This window comes from Paracoccus sp. PAR01, assembly GCF_014851995.1.
GTDB classification, from domain to species: Bacteria; Pseudomonadota; Alphaproteobacteria; order Rhodobacterales; family Rhodobacteraceae; genus Paracoccus; species Paracoccus litorisediminis.
The window spans coordinates 176,197-197,120 of sequence record NZ_JACVAW010000003.1 but is presented as its reverse complement, the minus strand read 5'-3'; the positions used below and the strand labels follow the sequence as shown (position 1 = coordinate 197,120).

Below are 20,924 nucleotides of genomic sequence, written 5' to 3'. Positions count from 1 at the left end.
GGTTACTTGTCCTCACCCTTGAGCAGGTCCGCAAGGCCCGCGAAGGGCTTGCGGGTCTCACCATCGGGTTCGGCTTCGGGGGCGTCCAGCGCTGCGCCCGCGGCTCGGGGATACAGCGGCAAGGCCAGCGAAAGGCTCTCGATCATCATGGCTTCGACATCGATGAACGAACCCAGCGGTTCGGTTTCGTCATCGCGCATCTCGACCTCGTCGCCTTCGGGCGTCGTGGCATGGGGCGAGAAGACGCGATGCACATCCTCGTTCAGCGAGGTCTTGACCGCAGCGAGGGTAACCACGCAGGGTTGCACGACCTTGGCGGACAGGCGGCCGGTCACTTCCCATGCGTCGCTGGCGACGGGACGGATCTCGCCCTTGAAGCGCAGGGCGGGCAGGGCGCTGATGCCAAGCTCGGCCGCGATGGCGGCACGGGCGTCGGCATCGGGGGCAAGCTCGAAGGTGGTGGGTTGCCGAGGGTTCAACTGGGCCACCCGGTAGCGGTTTTGAGAGCGGGCGGTTTGCGTCATGGGGGCCTTTCCGGCGCTTTCGCAGCCGTTACTTGGATATTCTTGAGCGCGGGGCATGAGTTTGCTAAGTCAGTCGCGCGGCGTCAACAGGCGCGTAAGGGACAGGTGCAAGATGAAATTTTCCCGGAGACAGATCATGGCTTTCGCGCTGACTGTTCCCGTTATGCTTGCCGCCTGCACCGCCACCTATCGCAATCACGGCTATGTGCCAGCAGAAGACGAGCTGATGCAAGTCGTTGTCGGCAAGACCAACCAGTCCGAGCTTGACGGGTTGATCGGTCGTCCCAGCTCGCAAGGGCTGCTGACGGGGTCGGCATGGTATTACGTCGGTTCGCGCTGGGAGTATTTCGGGGCCCGCGAGCCGCGCGAAATCAACCGCGAGGTCGTCGCGATCAGCTTCGCCGAAGGCGGGACGGTCACCAATGTCGAGCGTTTCGGGCTTGATCGCGGGCAGGTCGTGGTGCTGTCGCGCCGCGTGACCGACTCAGGCATCAGCAGCATCGGGGTTATCCGGCAGCTGATGGGCAATGTGGGCCGCGTGCAGGCCGGCGACATCATTCAGGACTGATAGGCAGTCCGCAGACAAAGCGAAGGGCGCCACAAGGGCGCCCTTCCTCCCTCAGACGGCGTCAGGAACGAAGCGAAGAGCGACGCCGTTGATGCAATAACGCAGACCGGTCGGCGGCGGGCCGTCCGGGAAAACATGGCCCAGATGCGCGTCACAGCGATGACAGCGCACCTCGGTGCGGGTCATGCCGTGGCTGGCGTCGCGATGTTCGTCGATCGCGCCTCCGGGCCGGGAAAAGCTGGGCCAGCCACAATAGCTTTCGAACTTGGCATCGCCGTCGAACAGCCTGGCCCCGCAGCAGACACATTCGTAATGGCCCGGACCCTTGGGAAAGCCCGGATGCGAGAAGGGGCGTTCCGTCCCTGCCTGCCGGGTGACGCGATAGGTTTCGTCGTCCAGTTCGTCACGCCATTCCGCATCGGATTTGATCACGCGATCCGTCATCTTTGCCCTTCATAATGTTGCGCCCGTGTTACAAGATAGGTGCAGGGAGGACAGGAACAAGACGGGCACGCGCCTGTGGGCCGCGCCGTCTTCCGGGTATTGGGCAGGAGCGCCATGATGACATTGCGCAAAGGCCGTTACGACGTCCGAACCGCCGAAACCGCCGAGCAGATCCGCGAGGCGCAGCATTTGCGCTGGCTGTGCTTCATTGGCGCGCGAGACGGGTCTGATCCGTCGCCTGACGCGCTGGATGCCGATGATTACGACAGCCGCTGCACGCATGTGCTGATTCGCGACATCGCTTCGGGGCAACTGGTCGCCTGCTTCCGCATGCTGACCCTGTCGGGCGGCGCGCAGATCGGGGACAGCTATTCGGCGCGCTACTACAACCTGTCCCGGCTGCGCGATTTCGACGGCAAGATGGTCGAGATCGGCCGCTTCTGCATCCACCCCGGCCTGCGCGATCCCGATATTCTGCGCCTCGCCTGGGGGGCGCTGGCACGGCATGTCGATTCCGAAGGCATCGAGATGCTGTTTGGCTGCTCCAGCTTCATGGGCACCGATACGCAGGGCTACGAGGATGCCTTTGCCATGCTGCGGGAACGTCATCTGGCCCCGAAACGCTGGCTGCCCCGGGTCAAGGCTCCGAATGTTTTCCGCTTTGCCCGGGCGCTGCGTTTGCGCAAGCCCGATCCAAGGCTGGCCATGGCCGCGATGCCGCCCTTGTTGCGGTCCTATCTGGCGATGGGTGGTTGGGTCAGCGATCATGCGGTGGTCGACAGCCAGCTGAACACCCTGCACGTGTTCACCGGGCTTGAGATCCGGGCGATTCCTCCGGCACGGGCGAAGCTGTTGCGGGCGGCGGGCGCCTAGTCGCCGCGTTTGCAAAGCCCCCCCTTTGCAAAGAAGGGCCAAACCGCCTATGAGCCGGGGCCATGAGCGACAGATTCCAGTTTTCCGTCTCGGCCACCGATGGCCGTGCCCGCACCGGCGTGATCCAGACTCCGCGCGGTGAGATCCGCACCCCCGCCTTCATGCCCGTCGGCACTGCCGCCACGGTCAAGGCGATGATGCCCGAATCAGTGCGCGCGACCGGCGCGGACATTCTGCTGGGCAACACCTATCACCTGATGCTGCGGCCCGGTGCCGAGCGCGTCGCGCGGCTGGGCGGACTTCACAAGTTCATGAACTGGGAACGGCCGATCCTGACCGATTCGGGCGGATTCCAGGTGATGTCGCTATCCAGCCTGCGCAAGCTGACCGAGGATGGCGTGACCTTTGCCAGCCATATCGACGGCAGCAAACACTTCCTGTCGCCGGAAACCAGCATGGAGATCCAGCGGCAGCTTGGCTCGGACATCGTCATGGCCTTTGACGAATGCCCGGCACTGCCTGCGACCGATGCCGAGGTGGCGAAATCCATGCGCATGTCGATGCGCTGGGCGCAGCGCTCGCGCGATGCTTTCGGGGACCGTCCGGGCCATGCGCTGTTCGGCATCATGCAGGGCGGCGTCACCCCCGAACTGCGCGAGGAATCGGCCGAGGCGCTGAAATCCATCGGCTTCGAGGGCTATGCGATCGGCGGTCTGGCGGTCGGCGAGGGGCAGGAGGCAATGTTCGGCGTTCTGGACTATGCCCCCGGATTCCTGCCGGAAAACAAGCCGCGCTACCTGATGGGCGTGGGCAAGCCCGACGATATCGTCGGTGCGGTCGTGCGCGGCGTCGACATGATGGATTGCGTGCTGCCGTCGCGTTCCGGTCGGACCGGACAGGCTTGGACCCGCCGTGGTCAGGTCAACATCAAGAACGCGCGTCATGCCGACGATCCGCGCCCGCTGGACGAACATTGCACCTGCCCGGCCTGCACGGGCTACAGCCGTGCCTATCTGCACCACGTCATGCGCGCCGGAGAGATGATCTCGGGGATGCTGCTGACCTGGCACAACCTGCATTACTTCCAGGAGCTGATGGCAGGTCTGCGCGCGGCCATCGCGGCGGGCACGCTGTCCGATTTCGTTGCCCAATTCGAGGCGCAGCGGGCACAGGGTGACATAGAACCGTTGTGAACTGTCACGTCGTGCCTTGATTTTCCACCAAGTCTGGGGGAAGGGCGATGGGTAGTTAAGGCGGATGCCCCGCCCATGTCCCGAAAGTCATCAATGTCCGCCAGCCCAAAACCTGCCCGCCACGAAGACATCCGCACGATCACGACCACGGCCGAACTGGCCGAGTTCTGCGAACTGGCCAAGGCACAGCCCTATGTGACGCTCGATACGGAATTCCTGCGCGAGCGTACTTATTACTCAAAGCTTTGCCTGATTCAGGCGGCCTTGCCCCCGTCCTCCGCCAAGGGCGAAGGCGGGCTGGCCGTCCTGATCGACCCGCTGGTCGAGGGGCTGTCGCTGGAACCGCTTTACGACCTGTTCCGCCACAAGGCGACGGTCAAGGTGTTCCACGCCGCGCGTCAGGATCTGGAAATCTTCTTCCATGATGCGGGCGTGCTGCCCGATCCGCTGTTCGACACCCAGATCGCCGCCATGGTCTGTGGCTTTGGCGAACAGGTCGGCTATGAGACGCTGGTCAAGAAGATCGCGCGGCAGCCGCTGGACAAGTCCTCGCGCTTCACCGACTGGTCGATCCGCCCGCTGTCGGATGCACAGGCGCAATATGCGCTGGCCGATGTGACGCATCTGCGCGCGATCTATGAATTCCTCGCCGATCAGCTGAACAAGACCGGGCGTGCGCCGTGGCTGGGCGAAGAGGTCGCAGTGTTGCTGGACCCCGAAACCTACATCACCCGCCCCGAAGAGGCATGGCAGCGCATCCGTACCCGCTCGGGTTCACCGCGTTTTCTGGCCGTGGTGCGCGAACTGGCCCGCTTCCGCGAGGCTTTCGCGCAGGAACGCGACATTCCGCGTGCCCGCGTTCTCAAGGACGATGCGCTGATCGAGCTGGCCTCGACCAAGCCGCTGACCGAGGCTGATCTGGGCAAATCCCGCCTGCTGCTGCGCGAAGCGCGTCGGGGCGAGATCGCCAATGGTATCCTTGCCGCCGTGAAGGCCGGGATCGAATCGAAGGACCTGCCCAAGCCCGCCCCCGATGAGCCCGGCCGCCCCGGCAATGCCGCGCTGTCGGAACTGCTGCGGGTGCTGCTCAAGGCCAAGTCCGATGAGGCCGGCGTCGCGCCGCGCCTGATCGCCTCGGCTGCCGAGCTTGACGCGATTGCATCGGGCGCGCGCGACCTGCCGGCACTGCATGGCTGGCGGGCCGAGGTCTTTGGCGACGACGCCCTGCGCCTTGCCGGGGGCGAAATTGCGCTGTCGGCGCATAACGGCGCGGTCAAGGTGGTGACCGTCGCAGGCTGATGGGGACGGGCTAGTTCCCGTCACCCTCGTCGCGGGCGATTGGCGTGACCAACGCCCGCACCAGATACAGCACAACCAGCGCCATGGCCGTGGCAATCATGGCCAGGCGCAGATCACCCGTCCCGCAGCACAGCCCGATCGCTCCGCACAGCCACATTGAGGCTCCGGTGGTGATGCCGCGCACATTGCCGCCACTGATGACGATGGAACCCGCCGCCAGAAAGGCCACGCCCGCCGTCACCGCCTCGATCAGGCGCAAGGGGTCGGTGCGCTGCTGGTCTTCGTTGATATTCGAGAAATCGACCAGTTCCATCGCGATCAGCGTGAAGCAGGCCGCTGCAAGGGCGATCAGCATATGGGTGCGCAGACCGGCGGCGCGGGCGCGGACCTCGCGTTCCCAGCCGATCACGCCGCCAAGGATGACCGCCATGCCCAGCCGCAAGACCACCACCCCAAAGGGCAGTGTCATTGGACGCGAGAATTCCCCGGCCAGCTGATCGAGCATCCTGTCACTTCCGTGCGGCTTTTTCCTCGATCCCCGAACGCCCCTCGCGGCGGTCCAGTTCATTTTCGACATCGGCCAGCGTCAGGTCGCGCGCGGCCAGCATCACCAGCAGGTGGTAAAGCGCATCGGCGGCCTCGCTGACCAGTTTCTCGCGGTCACCCTTGACGGCCTCGATGATCGCCTCGACCGCCTCTTCGCCGAATTTCTCGGCGCATTTCTCGGGGCCTTTGGACAGCAGCTTGGCGGTCCAGCTGGTCTCGGGATCGGCGCCCTTGCGGGCGGCGATGGTCTCGGCCAAGCGGTGCAGCGCGCTCATGTCAGCCGCACCGGGATGCCCGCCGCGGCCATATGTTCCTTGGCCTCGCGCACGGTGAAGGTCCCGAAATGGAAGATCGAGGCCGCCAGAACCGCCGAGGCATGCCCTTCCAGAACGCCTTCCGCCAGATGCTCCAACGCACCGACCCCGCCCGAGGCGATGACGGGGATGTTCACCGCGTCCGATACGGCGCGGGTCAGCGGGATGTTAAAGCCCGATTTGGTGCCGTCGCGGTCCATGCTGGTCAGCAGGATTTCCCCTGCGCCCTTGGCGGCGACAGTGCGGGCGAATACGACCGCATCGATGCCGGTGGGCTTCCGGCCGCCATGGGTGAAGATTTCCCATTTGCCGGGGGCGACGGTCTTGGCGTCGATGGCGCAGACGATGCATTGGCTGCCGAAACGGTCGGCGGCCTCGGCGATCACGTCCGGGTTCGCCACGGCGGCCGAATTGAAGCTGACCTTGTCGGCACCCGCCAGCAGCAGGGCGCGCACGTCGTGATGGCTGCGCACGCCGCCGCCCACGGTCAGGGGCACGAAGCAGGCCTCGGCAGTGCGGGTGACCAGATCGAACATGGTGCCGCGATTTTCATGCGTGGCATGGATGTCCAGAAAACAGATCTCGTCCGCGCCTGCCGCGTCATAGGCGCGCGCGGCCTCGACCGGATCGCCAGCATCCACCAGATCGACGAAATTCACGCCCTTGACGACGCGGCCATCGGCCACGTCAAGGCAAGGGATCACCCGCGTCTTGAGCATCTCGCCCCCTTATGCCAGCGCGCGCAGCGCCTCGCCCAGATTGATCGCGCCATCGTAAAGCGCGCGGCCCGAGATCGCACCCGCAATCACGCGCGTGTCGCGCAGCGCCAGCAGATCCTGCATCGAGCTGACTCCGCCCGAGGCGATGACGGGAATGTTGACCGCCCGCGCCAAGGCCTCGGTCGCGGCGGTGTTCGGACCCTCCATCGCGCCGTCGCGGTCGATATCGGTGTAGATGATGGCGGCGACGCCCGCATCCTCGAACTGGCGGGCCAGATCGGTGGCCATGACGTCGGTTTCCTCGGCCCAGCCGCGGGTGGCGACCCGGCCGCCGCGCGCGTCGATGCCGACGGCGATCTTGCCGGGGAAGGCCAGCGCGGCTTCGCGCACCAGCGACGGGTTCTCAACGGCTACCGTGCCAAGGATTACGCGGGCAAGGCCACGCTCCAGCCAGCTTTCGATGGTGGCCATGTCGCGGATGCCGCCGCCCAGCTGGACGGGGATGCTGACGGTGGACAGGATCGCGCCCACGGCCTCGGCATTGACCGGGTGACCGGCAAAGGCGCCGTTCAGGTCGACCAGATGCAGCCATTCGGCGCCAGCATCCTCAAAGGCTTTGGCCTGTGCCGCGGGATCGGTTCCGAAAACGGTCGCGGCTTCCATGTCGCCGCGCAGCAGACGAACGCAGTTGCCGTCCTTGAGGTCGATGGCGGGATAAAGGATCATCGCGTCTCTCCTGATGGTTGGCGTCCCTTTGCCACAGAGAGGCGACAATCGGAAGGGGCAGGGCACCCCGATTGCCCTACGCCACGTCATGCTTGCCTGCGCGCGAGGGCGGAAAGCAATCTCAGCCGCAGGGGACTCGCTCCCCGCATGGGAGGAAAACATGAAGAAACAAATGGCGCTTGCCGCGCTACTGGCGCTTGCTGCCCCGGTCGCGCAGGCCGATGGCATCAGCGGGATCTATCGGACCCAGCCAAATGACAACGGGCAGACCGGCTTCGTCCAGTTCTATGATTGTGGCGGCAAGACCTGCGGCAAGCTGGTCCGGTCCTTTGACAAGGCGGGCAAGGAAATCACCTCACCGAATACCGGCCGCAATATCGTCGCGAACATGAACGATGACGGCAATGGCAAGTTCTCGGGCGGAACGATCTGGGACCCCGGCTCGAACAAGACCTACAAGTCCAAGATGCAGCTGAATGGCGCGGTCCTGAATGTATCGGGCTGCGTCGCGGTCTTCTGCAAGACGCAGAAATGGACGCCGGTGAAGTAACGCCTCGGCGCATTCTTCGTTTCGGAAATACCCCGGGGGGAAGCCCCTGTCGCCCCATCGAGGGGCGGCAGGGGCTTGGGGACAGAGCCCCCACTTTCGCGACGCTCGATCCTCAGGGGTTCCAGCGCAGGAAGTTCGTGATGATGCGCAGCCCGACGGCCTGTGACTTCTCGGGGTGGAACTGGGTGCCGACGATATTGTCGCGCCCGACCACTGCCGTCACCGGCCCGCCGTAATCGACGCTGGCCAGTAGGTGCGCCGGCTCGCGGACCTGAAACTGCCAGCCATGGACGAAATAGGCGTGATCGCCGGTCGCGATCCCCTCCAGAACCGGATGGGGCTGCAGCACGGTCAGATCATTCCAGCCCATATGCGGCACTTTCAATCCGGGCGCGTGGATGGCGTCGATCTCGCCGCCGATCCAGCCCAGACCGTCGGTCTCGCGATATTCATGGCCGGTATCGGCCAGCATCTGCATGCCGACGCAGATTCCCATGAAGGGCACGCCACGCGACAGCACTGCCTCGCGCAGTGCCTCGACCATGCCGGGAACGGCGTCCAGCGCCACGCGGCAGGCAGGGAAGGCACCATCGCCCGGCAGGACGATCCGGTCCGCAGCACGCACGGCCTCGGGGTCGGCGGTGACAAAGACCTCGGCCCCGGTCTCGCGACCCATCAGGGCGAAGGCTTTTTCCGCCGAATGCAGGTTTCCGCTGTCGTAATCGACCAGAGCGACGCGCATCACAAAGCCCCCTTGGTCGAGGGCAGCACGCCCGCCATGCGCGGGTCGGGCTCGACCGCCTCACGCAGCGCGCGGGCCACGGCCTTGAAGGCGGCCTCGGCGATGTGATGCGAGTTCAGGCCGTGCAGGCGGTCCACATGCAGGGTGATGCCGCCATGCGTCGACAGCGCCTGAAAGAATTCGCGCACAAGTTCCGTGTCGAAGGTCCCGATTTTCTGGGTCGGGAAGTCGACGTTCCAGATCAGGAAGGGCCGCGCCGACAAGTCCAGCGCCGCGCGGATCAGGCTGTCGTCCATGGCAAGGTGAAAGCTGCCATAGCGGCGGATGCCCTTCTTGTCGCCAAGCGCCTTGGCCAGCGCCTGCCCGATGGCGATGCCGCAATCCTCGACCGTGTGGTGGTCGTCGATATGCAGGTCGCCCTTGGCGCGCACCGTCAGGTCGATCAGCGAATGGCGCGACAGCTGATCCAGCATATGGTCGAAAAAGCCCACGCCGGTCTGGTTGTCGTATTTGCCCGTACCGTCCAGGTTCAGCTCGACCTCGATCTGCGTCTCGGCGGTGTCGCGGGTGATGGTTGCGCGGCGCATCGTTCTCTCCGTTCGGGACCCCAAGCCTTATAGGCAAGCATCCTTTGACTGAAAAGTGAGAGCAGGACTAGGATGCAAAGATAAGCGCGCGAAAAACCGATCCTTTCACCGCCGTCCTGAAGTCCAGACTTCCTGCCGCACCAAGGAGAGCGCATGACCGATACCGCAAAGGGCGCGAGCGAGAGCGCCACCGATGCCGCTGCCGACGGTGTCGATGCGCTGCCCGCCCCCGAAGGTCCAACAGCGATCATCGAGACGGATTACGAAATCGGTCAGGACAATATCGCGCGTGAAGGTGTGCTGCCCTTTGACGTGCATCATGTCGTCTTCAGCGTCTCGGCGGTGACCATCGTCATCTTCACGCTGGGCACGCTGGCGCTGCAATGGTTCACGGCGCAGGCCGCGATCGATGGCGTGGCCCAGCCCAGCGGTTCCGAGTTGTTCTTCATCAGCCTCAGAGGCTGGCTGACCGGCAATCTGGACTGGTTCTTCATGCTGGCGGGCAATGTCTTTGTGCTGCTGTGCCTTGGCCTGATCCTGTCGCCCCTGGGCAGCATCCGGCTGGGTGGGCCGCATGCCACGCCCGATTTCACCCGCAACGGCTGGTTTGCGATGCTGTTCGCGGCGGGCATGGGGATCGGGTTGATGTTCTACGGCGTGTCCGAGCCGCTTAGCCATTACAGCGACGCCTTTGCCGGGCAGGTGCTGGAGAACGGCGTCCGGGTCGACAGCGCACCGCTGAACGGGGCCGAGGGGAATGCGCTGGAATCGCGCCGGCTGGCGATGGCCGCAACCATCTTTCACTGGGGGCTGCACCCTTGGGCGATCTATGCCGTGGTGGCGCTGGCCTTGGCGCTGTTCAGTTTCAACAAGGGGCTGCCCTTGACCATGCGCTCGGTCTTTTACCCGATCTTTGGCGAAAGGATCTGGGGCTGGCCCGGCCATGTCATCGACATCCTTGCGGTCTTTGCCACGGTCTTTGGTCTTGCCACCTCGCTGGGCTTCGGGGCCGAGCAGGCGACGGCGGGGATGCATTTCCTGTTCGGGATCGGCGACGGCATGGTGACCAAGATCGTCCTGATCATCGCCATTGTCGCGGTGGCGACGATCAGCGTCGTGTCCGGCGTGGACAAGGGCGTGCAGATGCTGTCGCGCGCCAATATGCTGCTGGCGCTGGTGCTGCTGCTTTTCGTCATCCTGACCGGGCCGACGATCCAGATCGTCAGCGGCTTTTTCGCCAATCTCGCGGCCTATACCCGCGATCTGGTGCCGCTGTCGAACCCGTTCGGGCGCACCGACGATCAGTTCCGGCAGGGCTGGACAGCGTTCTACTGGGCGTGGTGGATCAGCTGGTCCCCCTTTGTCGGCATGTTCATCGCGCGGGTGTCGCGCGGGCGAACGGTGCGGGAGTTTCTGCTGGCGGTGCTGATCGTGCCCTCGATCATCTCGGTCCTGTGGATGACGGCGTTGGGCGGGACCGCGATCTCGCAATACCAGCACGGCATCGACCGCGTCGCCAATGCCGCGCTGGAGCTGCAACTGTTCGAGATGCTCAGCCATCTGCCGCTGCACGGCATCAGCAGCTTTGTCGGCATCGTGCTGGTGGTGGTGTTCTTCATCACCTCGGCGGATTCCGGCTCTCTGGTGATCGACACGATCTGTTCGGGTGGCAAGGTCCACTCACCGACCCCACAGCGCATCTTCTGGTGCGGCTTCGAGGGGCTGGTCGCGGTGGCGCTGCTGCTGGGGGGCGGGCTGACCGCTTTGCAGGCGATGGCGGTGTCCACCGGGCTGCCGTTTACCATCGTGCTTCTGGGCGCGGTCTGGGCGGTAATCCGCGGATTGATGGACGAAAGACGCGAGATCGCCAATGTCTGAGCCTATCAGGCAAGCATAAAAACGCAGACGGGCAGGCCACTACCTCTGCCCGTCCTTGTCATGAAGCCAAAGCGATGCGAAAAAGTCACAAACCCGTGCCCTTGACCAGCGACCCGAAAAGGAATTCCGGCCGATGAAAGACGACCTGAATGCCAGCGAAAAGCGGCTGATCGCGGCTCTGGACCGCATCGACAATTTCATCGACCGGACGGCCCTGCTGCGATCCGCGGTACCCGATACGGGCGGTGGTGAGGCTGCTGCCGAATTGCAGGAAAGCCGCGCCCATAATCAGCGCCTTTCCGATGAACTGGCTGCACTTCGCGCCAGCCACAGTTCGGCCGTGGCGGGGTTCGAATCCCGCCTCAAGGTGATGAACGAACGTCTGGCCGAGGCCGAGGAGCGCGCCGTCGAACTGGCCGCCGCGAATGAGGCGCTGGCCAGCGCCAACCGCGCCCTTGTCGAAGCTGACGGGCCCTTGGCAGAGGACGCGATCCGCCGCGCCCAGAAGGCCGAGATCGAATCGCTGCGCGCCGCCCGTCAGGCCGAACGCGGCAAGCTGGGCGAGATCATCGACACGCTTGACCGCATGTTGGGGGTGGGGCCGGCTGCCGGTCACGCCGATCCCGAACCCGCGCGGCCCTCTGATGCGGCAACGGATGCCGACATGGCCGATGCCGATGCCGCCGAAATGAGCGACGCCACAGATGAGCAGAGGGGCTGAAGCCATGGCCGAGGTTGAATTCTCGATCGGACACAAATCCTACACTCTGGCCTGCCAGGAGGGCGAAGAGCGGTTGCTGAAACGCGCCGCGAACCTTCTGGACACCGAGGCACAGGCCATTCTGGGGCAGGCGGGCCGGATGCCGGAACAGCGCCTGCTGCTGCTGGCCGGGCTGATGCTGGCTGACCGCACCTCGGCGCTTGAGGACAAGCTGGTTTCGGCCGAACGCGAGCTGGGGCGGCTCAAGGCCAATCCGCCGCGCCACGAGGTTCCGGTGGTCCCCGCCAGCCTGTCGGAAGCGATGGCCGAACTGGCCGCACGGGCCGAAGCCCTGGCCCAGAAGGCCGAGGAACAACTGGCCGAGTGACCTTCGGCCCATAGAATAATCTTCGCCGCGTCCCTTCCGGGGGCGCGGCTTTTTCGTGCCGAAGGGGAAAATGATTCTCTTTTAAATCCGGGGCGAGTCCCGGATTCGGACTGCGAAATGCGGCGCAATCCCGCCGGGCGTCGCGAAATCACCGTCGCAAGTTGTTGAAAATTAATAACTTTAAAAACGATTGGTTTATTCGTCTTTTCTCTTGAAATAAACGAGTAACCCTGTCGTAATTACGGCGATGAGGGCCTGCGCCTCGACGGGAGAAGGAAGACCGCCATGATCCGCACCATTCGCGTGAACGACACCCAGCTGGCCCATGGCCGCGTTGTCCGCCGCCACCTTGATGGCCGCGTGACGATTCAGGACGGAACCAAAAGCATGACCGGCTATCCGCTGCGTCCCAGCCTTCTGGACCGCTGCTTCGGGTTCGGATCGCGTCGTGTTCTGGCCGCGCTGATGACGGTCGGTGCGCTGTCGCTGGCCGGTGGTGGTCAGGCTCAGGCCGAAAACACCCTGCTGAACGTCAGCTATGACCCGACGCGCGAACTTTACCGCGACGTGAACGCCGCCTTCGCCGCCAAATGGGAAGCCGATGGCTACAAGGCTCCGACCATCGAAACCTCGCATGGCGGTTCCGGTGCACAGGCCCGCGCGGTGATCGACGGGCTCAAGGCCCAGGTGGTGACGCTGGCCTTGGCCTCGGATATCGACAAGATCGCCGAGAAAGGGTTGCTGCCCGCCGATTGGCAGGCCCGCCTGCCGCATAACTCCTCGCCCTACACCTCGACGATCGTGTTCCTGGTGCGCGAGGGGAACCCCAAGGGCATCAAGGATTGGGACGATCTGGTGAAGGATGACGTTCAGGTCATCACCCCCAACCCCAAGACCTCGGGTGGGGCGCGCTGGAACTATCTGGCCGCATGGGCCTGGGCCGAGAAGAACGGCAAGGACCCGAAGCAATTCGTGGCCGACATCTACAAGCACGTCCCCGTGCTGGATAGCGGCGCGCGCGGCTCGACCACGACCTTCACCCAGCGTGAGATCGGCGACGTGCTGCTGGCTTGGGAAAACGAGGCCTATCTGGCCCTGAACGAGTTGGGTGACGATCAGTTCGACATCGTGGTGCCCTCGGTTTCGATCCTGGCCGAGCCGCCGGTTGCGATCGTCGACAAGAACATCGCCGATGAGGAACAGAAGAAACTGGCCGAAGGCTATCTGAACTTCCTCTACTCGCCCGAAGGGCAGGCGCTGGCCTTCAAGCACTACTACCGCGCATGGGATGAAAGCGCCGCGAACCCCGAGGACGTGAAGCGTTTCCCGAAACTGGACCTCGTGACCATCGCCGATTTCGGTGGCTGGAAGAAAGCACAGCCCGAGCATTTCGGTGACGGCGGCATCTTCGACCAGATCTATACCGGGATGTGACCGATGGCGCTTGCGATGCTCCGCGCGCAGAAATCCCCCATGCCAGGCTTCGGGCTTGGCATGGGGATTACCCTGACCATGCTGTCGCTGATCGTGATCCTGCCGGTCGCGGCGCTGCTGGCCAAGGGGATCAGTTACGGACCCGAGGGCGTCTGGAACACGGTCAACACGCCGCGGGTCTGGGCGGCGCTTTACCTGTCCTTCCGGCTGGCCTTCCTTGCCGCGCTTTTCAATCTGGTCTTCGGCACGCTGCTGGCCTGGGTGCTGGCGCGCTACGACTTTCCGGGTCGGCGCATCGTCGATGCGGTGGTTGATCTGCCCTTCGCCCTGCCGACCGCCGTCGCCGGGATCGCGCTGACCGCGCTTTACGCCCCGAACGGCGCTTTCGGCAGCATCGCCAAGTCGATGGGCCAGAAGATCGCCTATACCGAATGGGGCATCCTGATCGCGTTGATCTTCGTGGGCCTGCCCTTTGTCACCCGCACCGTGCAGCCCGTCATCGCCGAGATCGAAAGCGAGGTCGAGGAAGCATCGGCCACGCTGGGGGCAGGGCGCTTCTATACCATGCACAGGGTGATCCTGCCGATGCTGCTGCCTGCCGCGCTGACCGGTTTCGCGCTGTCGCTCGCGCGAGCGGTGGGGGAATACGGCTCGGTCATCTTCATCGCCGGCAACCTGCCGATGAAGACCGAGATCGCGCCCCTGCTGATCGTCATCAAGCTTGAGGAATTCGACTACGGCGGCGCGGCGGCCATTGGCATTGCCATGCTGCTGATCTCGTTCTCGATGCTTCTCGTCATCAATCTCATCCAGATCTGGAGCCGGCGGAGGATCGGACATGTTTGACAGTACCCTGAACGAGCCCTTCCTGGCCCCGACCGAGCGCGCCACCCATAAATGGCGCCCCGTGACCGAAGAATCCCCGCTGGTCCGCGCGCTGCTGATCGCCGTCGCGCTGGGCGGCTTGGCATTTCTGGTGCTGGCACCGCTGGCCGTGGTCTTTGCCGAGGCCTTTGCCAAGGGCGCGCTTGAGGCGGTGAAATCGCTGGCCAAGCCCGAGGCGCTGTCGGCGATCAAGCTGACGCTGCTGGTCGCGGCCATCGCGGTCCCGGTCAATGCCATCTTCGGTATCGCCGCCGCCTGGGTCATCACCAAGTTCGATTTCCGCGGCAAGGCCTTCCTGATCACGCTGATCGACCTGCCGTTTTCCGTCTCTCCGGTCGTCGCCGGTCTGGCCTTGGTGCTGCTTTTCGGCACGAACAGCCTGCTGGGCGGTTGGCTGGTTGCCAGCGGCTTCCCGATCATCTTTGCGCTGCCGGGGATCGTGCTGGCCTCGGTCTTCGTCACCTTCCCCTTCGTCGCCCGTGAACTGATCCCGGTGATGATCGAGCAGGGCCGCTCCGAGGAAGAGGCCGCGCTGACGCTGGGCGCGTCCGGTTGGCGGGTGTTCCTGACCGTGACCCTGCCCAATATCAAATGGGCGCTGCTTTACGGCGTGCTTCTGTGCAACGCCCGCGCCATGGGCGAATTCGGTGCGGTCGCCGTCGTCTCGGGTAAGATCCGGGGCCAGACCGCGACCATGCCGATCACCATCGAGATGCTCTATAACGAGTATCTTTCGGTCGCGGCCTTCAGCATGGCGGGGGTCCTTGCGGCCCTGGCGCTGCTGACGCTGCTGCTCAAGAGCGTGCTGGAATGGCGTCACGCCGACCAGCTTGCTGCAACCCGCCGTCACTGATTGCCCGAGGTTCCCATGCATATCGAGATCGACGAAATCGCCAAGAGCTTCGGCGCGACGACCGCGCTGCATCCGGTCAGCCTGGCCATTCCCTCGGGGGCGCTCGTGGCGCTGCTGGGGCCGTCCGGCTCGGGCAAGACGACGCTGCTGCGCATTCTGGGCGGGCTGGAATTCCCGTCCTCGGGGCGAGTGCTGTATGATGGGCAGGACGCCACCGGCATGTCGGTGCAGGAACGCCGTGCGGGCTTCGTCTTCCAAAGCTACGCGCTGTTCCGCCACATGACCGTGTTCGAGAACATCGCCTATGGCCTGCGCGCGCGGCCCCGCCGCTCGCGTCCGCCGGAAGCCGAGATTGAACGCCGCGTGACCAAGTTGCTGGAACTGATCCAGCTGCCGCAGATTGCTAAGCGCTTCCCCAGCCAGCTGTCCGGCGGTCAGCGTCAACGCGTGGCCCTGGCCCGTGCCTTGGCGATCGAGCCGCGCATGCTGCTGCTGGATGAGCCCTTCGGCGCGCTCGACGCCCGCGTCCGCAAGGAACTGCGCCACGGCCTGCGCGAGATCCACGACACCACCGGCCTGACCACGATCTTTGTCACCCATGACCAGGACGAGGCGATGGAACTGGCCGATCTGGTCGTCGTCATGTCCATGGGCAAGATCGAACAGGTCGGCCGTCCGCAGGACATCCGCGCCCGTCCCGCCACGCCCTTTGTGCGTGAGTTCATCGAGGCCTGACGGTCCGGATATCCCCCTGCCAAGGCCCTGCCACGAATGGCGGGGCTTTTCGTTTGCGCGATATTCATGCTGAAAAATTTATAAATATTATGCTATTTGGATAGGTTGAACTGAGCTGCCGTCCCGGTCTTCATTGACCGCGCGGGGGCATGATCCGGGCGCGTTCCCTTGCGCGGAACGGCGTTGCCGCCCTCGCGTCCCATTTGACAGGATGTTATTTAGAAATGGCAAGAGTTCAGACCTTTCTTCCCTTTGATCAGAAGGAGGTGGACCTCAACGAACTTTATTGGGGCGATTCCGCTTTCTATAATAACCAAGATCTGGAGATTCTCGGGCGGACCTACGAGGACCTCCAGATGGTCGAGTATGACGTGGCCGGGCTTTACTTCCTCAACGTGGTTGCCGGGCATGGCTTGCGCGCCAATGGCAGGGGCGAGATCGTTTCGGGTACGGTCACGGGCTTTTTCCAGGCCGCTTCGATCAATGGCGAGGACTATTACGACCATCTCTACGTCACCGGAATCTCGGTCTCGGGGGCCGAGTTCTACCGGGCGACAAGCACTTCGGGCACGCAGGACGACCACGAGTTGTTTGGCCGGGCATTGGCGGGCAATGACCGTTTCGATCTTGGCGGCTATCAGGATCGTGCACAGGGTTATGCTGGCAATGACCTGATGTTCGGCAATGGGGGCAATGATACGCTTGAAGGTGGACAGGGGGACGACAAACTGCTCGGCGGGGCGGGCGTCGACGGGTTGCTTGGCGGTGCTGGTCAGGATCAGCTGACCGGGGGCGCCGGCAATGACAGGTTGATGGGCGGAACAGGCACGGACCGGCTGACCGGCGGGGTGGGGGCCGATGCCTTTATCTTTGCGACGATCTCGGATCTTGGCCTGCGCCCTGGCACGACCGACACGATCACCGATTTCACCCGTGGGCAGGACAGGATCGACCTTTCGCGCATCGACGCCGCGTCCGGCTGGGCGGGGGATCAGGCATTCCAGTTCAACGGCCGTGCCGGAATCGGCATCTCGGGCCATGGCGAGGTGTCGTTCCGGACCTACGACCGGGCCGGCACAGCCGACGATATGACGGTAATAAGCATCGATGTAGATGGCGACCCCGCGGCCGAGGCGGTGATCCGCCTGAACGGTGTGCACAATCTGACCGCCAACGACTTCATCTTGTGAATCGTGCCGCACACGGTTGGTCGGTCCTTTGCCTGTTCTGGGCGCGGCGCATTTCTGACGGGCGGGATTGATCGCACCCGTCAACCTTTCTGCTTGCAGTTCCCGGCAGCTCGATTCTAGGCTCTCGGTTCTGTGTCGCGGGGTTCGCGCCAAGGCGCAGCCGATAACTTCCGTCCACGACAGGAAGGCGATTTTTGGCACGGGGTCGGTTCTGACCCTTGCGCCTTGGCTTGCCATGGCTATAACCCCGGTCGATTTATCAGCCGCCAGCCCGAGGATGCCGACATGCCGAAAAGAACCGATATCAAATCCATCCTGATCATCGGCGCCGGACCCATCGTCATCGGTCAGGCCTGCGAGTTCGACTATTCCGGGGCTCAGGCCTGTAAGGCTTTGCGCGAGGAAGGCTACCGGGTCATCCTGGTGAACTCGAACCCGGCGACGATCATGACCGACCCGGAAATGGCCGATGCCACCTATATCGAGCCGATCACCCCCGAGATGGTCGAAAAGATCATTGCCAAGGAACGCCCCGACGCGCTGCTGCCCACGATGGGCGGACAGACCGGCCTGAACACCGCGCTGGCTCTGGCCGATGCGGGCGTCCTGAACCGCTACGGCGTCGAGCTGATCGGCGCGCAGCGCGCCGCCATCGAGATGGCCGAGGACCGCAAACTGTTCCGCGAAGCCATGGACCGCATCGGGCTGGAAAATCCGCGCGCGACCATCGTTGCCGCACCGAAGCTGTCGAACGGCAAATATGACATCAACGCGGGCATCGCGCAGGCGCTTGCCGATCTGGAAGAGATCGGCCTGCCGGCGATCATTCGTCCCGCCTTCACGCTGGGCGGCACCGGCGGCGGCGTCGCCTATAACCGCGACGATTACGAACGCATCGTGCGCTCGGGACTGGAAGCCTCGCCCGTCGCGCAGATTCTGGTCGATGAATCGCTGCTGGGCTGGAAAGAATACGAATTCGAGGTCGTCCGCGACCGCGCCGACAACGCCATCATCGTCTGCTCGATCGAGAACGTCGATCCGATGGGCGTCCATACCGGCGACTCGATCACCGTCGCCCCCGCACTGACCCTGACCGACCGCGAGTATCAGCGCATGAGGAACGGCTCGATCGCGGTGTTGCGCGAGATCGGCGTCGAAACCGGCGGCTCGAACGTGCAATGGGCGGTGAACCCGAAAGACGGCCGCATGGTCGTGATCGAGATGAACCCGCGCGTGTCGCGTTCCTCGGCGCTGGCATCCAAGGCGACCGGCTTCCCGATCGCCAAGATCGCCGCGAAGCTGGCCGTCGGCTACACTCTGGACGAGCTGGACAACGACATCACCAAGGTGACGCCGGCGTCGTTCGAGCCCTCGATCGACTATGTCGTGACCAAGATCCCGCGCTTTGCGTTTGAGAAATTCCCGGGCTCGAAGCCGGAACTGACCACGGCGATGAAGTCGGTGGGCGAGGTCATGGCCATCGGTCGCACCTTCCACGAGTCGCTGCAAAAAGCTCTGACCTCGATGGAGAACGGGCTGACCGGTCTGGATGAGATCGAGATCCCCGGCGCACCCGAGAAATCGGCCGTCATCAAGGCGATCAGTGCCCAGACCCCGGACCGCTTGCGCCTGATCGCGCAAGCCATGCGCGAAGGGCTGTCGGACGACGAGATCCAGCACGCCACCGCCTTTGACCCGTGGTTCCTGGCCCGCCTGCGCGAGATCGTCGATGCCGAGAACGCCGTGCGCGAAAACGGCCTGCCCAAGGATCTGGACGCGCTGCGCAAGCTCAAGATGATGGGCTTTACCGATGCGCGTCTGGCGAACCTTTCGGCTCAGTCGGAAGCCGCCGTCCGCAAGTCGCGCCGTGCGCTGGACCTGCACCCGGTCTTCAAGCGCATCGACACCTGCGCCGCCGAGTTCGAGGCCCAGACGCCCTACATGTATTCGACCTATGAAGCCCCGGCGATGGGCGATGTCGAAAACGAGGCCCGCCCCAGCGACCGCAAGAAGGTCGTGATCCTTGGTGGCGGCCCGAACCGCATCGGCCAAGGCATCGAGTTCGATTATTGCTGCTGCCATGCCTGCTTTGCACTGACCAAGGCTGGCTATGAAACCATCATGATCAACTGCAACCCGGAAACGGTGTCGACCGATTACGACACCTCGGACCGGTTGTATTTCGAGCCGCTGACGCTGGAGCATGTGCTGGAAATCCTGCGCATCGAGCAGGAAAACGGCACGCTGCACGGCGTCATTGTGCAGTTCGGCGGCCAGACCCCGCTGAAACTGGCCAACGCGCTGGAAGAGGAAGGCATCCCGATCCTCGGCACCACGCCGGACGCGATCGACTTGGCCGAAGACCGCGAGCGTTTCCAGAAACTGCTGAACGATCTGGGCCTGAAGCAGCCGATCAACGGCATCGCCTCGACCGACGCGCAAGCCATCGAGATCGCCGGTCGCATCGGCTTCCCGCTGGTCATCCGCCCCTCCTACGTGCTGGGCGGCCGCGCGATGGAAATCGTGCGCGACATGGACCAGCTGAACCGCTACATCCGCGAGGCCGTTAAGGTCTCGGGCGACAGCCCCGTCCTGCTCGACAGCTACCTGTCCGGCGCGATCGAGGTTGACGTGGACGCGCTTTCGGACGGCAAGACCGTCCATGTCGCGGGCATCATGGAGCATATCGAGGAAGCTGGCGTCCATTCGGGCGACTCGGCCTGCTCGCTGCCGCCGCACACGCTGGATGCTGCCACCATCGCCGAGATCAAGGTCCAGACCGTGGCCATGGCCAAGGCGCTGAACGTCGTCGGCCTGATGAACGTGCAGTTCGCGATCAAGGACGGCGTGATCTACGTCCTCGAGGTCAACCCGCGCGCCTCGCGCACCGTGCCCTTCGTCGCCAAGGCCACCGACAGCGCCATTGCGTCCATCGCCGCGCGCCTGATGGCTGGCGAGCCGATGTCGAACTTCCCGGCCCGCGCCGCCTACCCGGAAGGCGTCGGCCCGGAAACCGCGCTGCCCTTCGCCGACCCGCTGACGCTGGCCGACCCGAACACGCCCTGGTTCTCGGTCAAAGAGGCCGTGCTGCCCTTCGCCCGCTTCCCCGGCGTCGACACCCTGCTTGGCCCGGAGATGCGCTCAACCGGCGAGGTCATGGGCTGGGACCGCACCTTCGCCCGCGCCTTCCTGAAGGCGCAGATGGGCGCGGGCACGCAGCTGCCCGATAGCGGTCTGGTCTTCGTCTCGGTCAAGGACGCTGACAAGTCCGAGGCCTTGGCCGAGGCCGCCCGTGATCTGACCACGATGGGCTTCACCCTGATCGCCACCCGCGGCACCGCCGAGTTCCTGCGTGGGGCAGGGGTCGAAACTGTTCTGGTCAATAAGGTCTATGAGGGCCGCCCGAACGTCGTCGACCGCCTGAAAGACGGTGAGATCGTCATGGTCCTGAACACCACCGAGGGCACCCAGGCCATCGCCGACAGCCGCGAGATCCGGGCCGTCGCCCTGAACGACAAGATCCCCTACTACACCACCGCTGCAGGCAGCATCGCCGCCGTGGCCGCGATCAAGTCGCGCGGTGAAGGGGAAGTTGGGGTGCGCTCGCTGCAGGCCTGACGGCCTCGCCGCTATTCATGTGATGTAACACCGAAGGGCCTCTCATCTGAGAGGCCCTTTGTCGTTTCCGGTTCAGACCGATCGTCTATGTTGGTTGCAGTCAACCTGACCGGCAAATGTCGGTCGCTGCACCTGTAAGATGTTGCGCCGCTGATGGT

Annotated in this window: 22 protein-coding genes; 14 read left to right on the top strand and 8 right to left on the bottom strand. The window is 64.2% G+C overall.

The features are described 5' to 3' along the window. Positions 1-2: 2 nt before the first annotated feature. On the bottom strand, positions 3-524 hold the full coding sequence (locus IB235_RS08455; RefSeq protein ID WP_155039666.1) for a DUF177 domain-containing protein: 522 nt from the start codon (positions 522-524) through the stop codon (positions 3-5). A 136-nt stretch (positions 525-660) separates the two neighbouring features. Between IB235_RS08455 and IB235_RS08450 the strand changes: the two genes are divergently transcribed. Then, a complete protein-coding gene (locus IB235_RS08450; RefSeq protein ID WP_225612118.1) occupies positions 661-1,092 on the top strand; it encodes an outer membrane protein assembly factor BamE in 432 nt (143 codons plus the stop codon). 51 nt (positions 1,093-1,143) lie between these two features. Here IB235_RS08450 and msrB read toward each other — a convergent pair whose 3' ends face one another. After that, a complete protein-coding gene (gene msrB / locus IB235_RS08445) occupies positions 1,144-1,536 on the bottom strand; it encodes a peptide-methionine (R)-S-oxide reductase MsrB (RefSeq protein ID WP_155039664.1) in 393 nt (130 codons plus the stop codon). Between the two features lie 114 nt (positions 1,537-1,650). On the opposite strand from msrB, the gene IB235_RS08440 reads away from it, so the two are divergent. The 3 genes from IB235_RS08440 (at position 1,651) to rnd (ending at position 4,901) form a co-directional block, all read left to right on the top strand. Further along, the gene (locus IB235_RS08440; RefSeq protein WP_155039663.1) at positions 1,651-2,409 is read left to right on the top strand and encodes a GNAT family N-acetyltransferase; all 759 of its coding nucleotides are present in this window, start codon (positions 1,651-1,653) and stop codon (positions 2,407-2,409) included. A gap of 62 nt (positions 2,410-2,471) precedes the next feature. After that, positions 2,472-3,602, top strand: a complete 1,131-nt coding sequence (gene tgt, locus IB235_RS08435) for a tRNA guanosine(34) transglycosylase Tgt (protein ID WP_155039662.1) — start codon at positions 2,472-2,474, stop codon at positions 3,600-3,602. Positions 3,603-3,731: 129 nt separating this feature from the next. Next, positions 3,732-4,901 carry a ribonuclease D gene (rnd, locus tag IB235_RS08430; protein ID WP_192336428.1) on the top strand — a complete coding sequence of 390 codons (1,170 nt, stop codon included), beginning with the start codon at positions 3,732-3,734 and terminating at the stop codon, positions 4,899-4,901. 10 nt (positions 4,902-4,911) lie between these two features. Here rnd and IB235_RS08425 read toward each other — a convergent pair whose 3' ends face one another. From IB235_RS08425 to hisA, 4 genes are read right to left on the bottom strand one after another with little or no spacing between them, the layout of a single operon-like run. Continuing rightward, a complete protein-coding gene (locus IB235_RS08425; protein ID WP_192336360.1) occupies positions 4,912-5,406 on the bottom strand; it encodes an MgtC/SapB family protein in 495 nt (164 codons plus the stop codon). A gap of 4 nt (positions 5,407-5,410) precedes the next feature. Continuing rightward, positions 5,411-5,722, bottom strand: a complete 312-nt coding sequence (locus IB235_RS08420; protein WP_192336359.1) for a phosphoribosyl-ATP diphosphatase — start codon at positions 5,720-5,722, stop codon at positions 5,411-5,413. Then, the gene (gene hisF, locus IB235_RS08415; protein WP_192336358.1) at positions 5,719-6,480 is read right to left on the bottom strand and encodes an imidazole glycerol phosphate synthase subunit HisF; all 762 of its coding nucleotides are present in this window, start codon (positions 6,478-6,480) and stop codon (positions 5,719-5,721) included. Before hisF ends, IB235_RS08420 begins: the two co-directional genes overlap by 4 nt. A gap of 9 nt (positions 6,481-6,489) precedes the next feature. Continuing rightward, positions 6,490-7,206: a 1-(5-phosphoribosyl)-5-[(5-phosphoribosylamino)methylideneamino]imidazole-4-carboxamide isomerase gene (hisA, locus tag IB235_RS08410; protein WP_155039657.1), complete on the bottom strand. Its 717-nt coding sequence runs from the start codon at positions 7,204-7,206 to the stop codon at positions 6,490-6,492. Between the two features lie 160 nt (positions 7,207-7,366). Here hisA and IB235_RS08405 point away from each other — a divergent pair, with 160 nt between their 5' ends. Further along, positions 7,367-7,756, top strand: coding sequence for a DUF2147 domain-containing protein (locus IB235_RS08405; RefSeq protein WP_192336357.1), 390 nt, complete (start codon positions 7,367-7,369; stop codon positions 7,754-7,756). Between the two features lie 112 nt (positions 7,757-7,868). Here the strand turns inward: IB235_RS08405 and hisH are convergent, their stop codons facing one another. Beyond that, positions 7,869-8,498 (bottom strand): imidazole glycerol phosphate synthase subunit HisH, encoded by a 630-nt coding sequence (hisH, locus tag IB235_RS08400; protein ID WP_192336356.1) that lies wholly within the window; start codon positions 8,496-8,498, stop codon positions 7,869-7,871. Then, positions 8,498-9,085: an imidazoleglycerol-phosphate dehydratase HisB gene (gene hisB / locus IB235_RS08395; RefSeq protein WP_155039654.1), complete on the bottom strand. Its 588-nt coding sequence runs from the start codon at positions 9,083-9,085 to the stop codon at positions 8,498-8,500. The genes hisH and hisB overlap by 1 nt, the downstream gene beginning before the upstream one ends. A gap of 153 nt (positions 9,086-9,238) precedes the next feature. Between hisB and IB235_RS08390 the strand changes: the two genes are divergently transcribed. The 9 genes from IB235_RS08390 (at position 9,239) to carB (ending at position 20,766) form a co-directional block, all read left to right on the top strand. Then, entirely contained in the window at positions 9,239-10,963 is a 1,725-nt protein-coding gene (locus tag IB235_RS08390; protein ID WP_192336355.1) for a BCCT family transporter, read from the top strand. A gap of 133 nt (positions 10,964-11,096) precedes the next feature. Further along, entirely contained in the window at positions 11,097-11,684 is a 588-nt protein-coding gene (locus IB235_RS08385; RefSeq protein WP_192336354.1) for a hypothetical protein, read from the top strand. Positions 11,685-11,688: 4 nt separating this feature from the next. Continuing rightward, on the top strand, positions 11,689-12,051 hold the full coding sequence (locus IB235_RS08380) for a cell division protein ZapA (RefSeq protein ID WP_155039779.1): 363 nt from the start codon (positions 11,689-11,691) through the stop codon (positions 12,049-12,051). Between the two features lie 465 nt (positions 12,052-12,516). Next, positions 12,517-13,485: a sulfate ABC transporter substrate-binding protein gene (locus tag IB235_RS08375; RefSeq protein ID WP_192336427.1), complete on the top strand. Its 969-nt coding sequence runs from the start codon at positions 12,517-12,519 to the stop codon at positions 13,483-13,485. Positions 13,486-13,488: 3 nt separating this feature from the next. Beyond that, a complete protein-coding gene (gene cysT / locus IB235_RS08370; protein ID WP_155039652.1) occupies positions 13,489-14,331 on the top strand; it encodes a sulfate ABC transporter permease subunit CysT in 843 nt (280 codons plus the stop codon). Further along, the gene (gene cysW / locus IB235_RS08365) at positions 14,324-15,223 is read left to right on the top strand and encodes a sulfate ABC transporter permease subunit CysW (protein WP_192336353.1); all 900 of its coding nucleotides are present in this window, start codon (positions 14,324-14,326) and stop codon (positions 15,221-15,223) included. Before cysT ends, cysW begins: the two co-directional genes overlap by 8 nt. Positions 15,224-15,238: 15 nt before the next feature. Then, positions 15,239-15,958 (top strand): sulfate/molybdate ABC transporter ATP-binding protein, encoded by a 720-nt coding sequence (locus tag IB235_RS08360; RefSeq protein WP_155039650.1) that lies wholly within the window; start codon positions 15,239-15,241, stop codon positions 15,956-15,958. A gap of 149 nt (positions 15,959-16,107) precedes the next feature. Beyond that, positions 16,108-17,148: a M10 family metallopeptidase C-terminal domain-containing protein gene (locus tag IB235_RS08355; protein WP_192336352.1), complete on the top strand. Its 1,041-nt coding sequence runs from the start codon at positions 16,108-16,110 to the stop codon at positions 17,146-17,148. A 285-nt stretch (positions 17,149-17,433) separates the two neighbouring features. Further along, positions 17,434-20,766, top strand: a complete 3,333-nt coding sequence (gene carB / locus IB235_RS08350; RefSeq protein WP_155039648.1) for a carbamoyl-phosphate synthase large subunit — start codon at positions 17,434-17,436, stop codon at positions 20,764-20,766. Positions 20,767-20,924 lie beyond the last annotated feature (158 nt).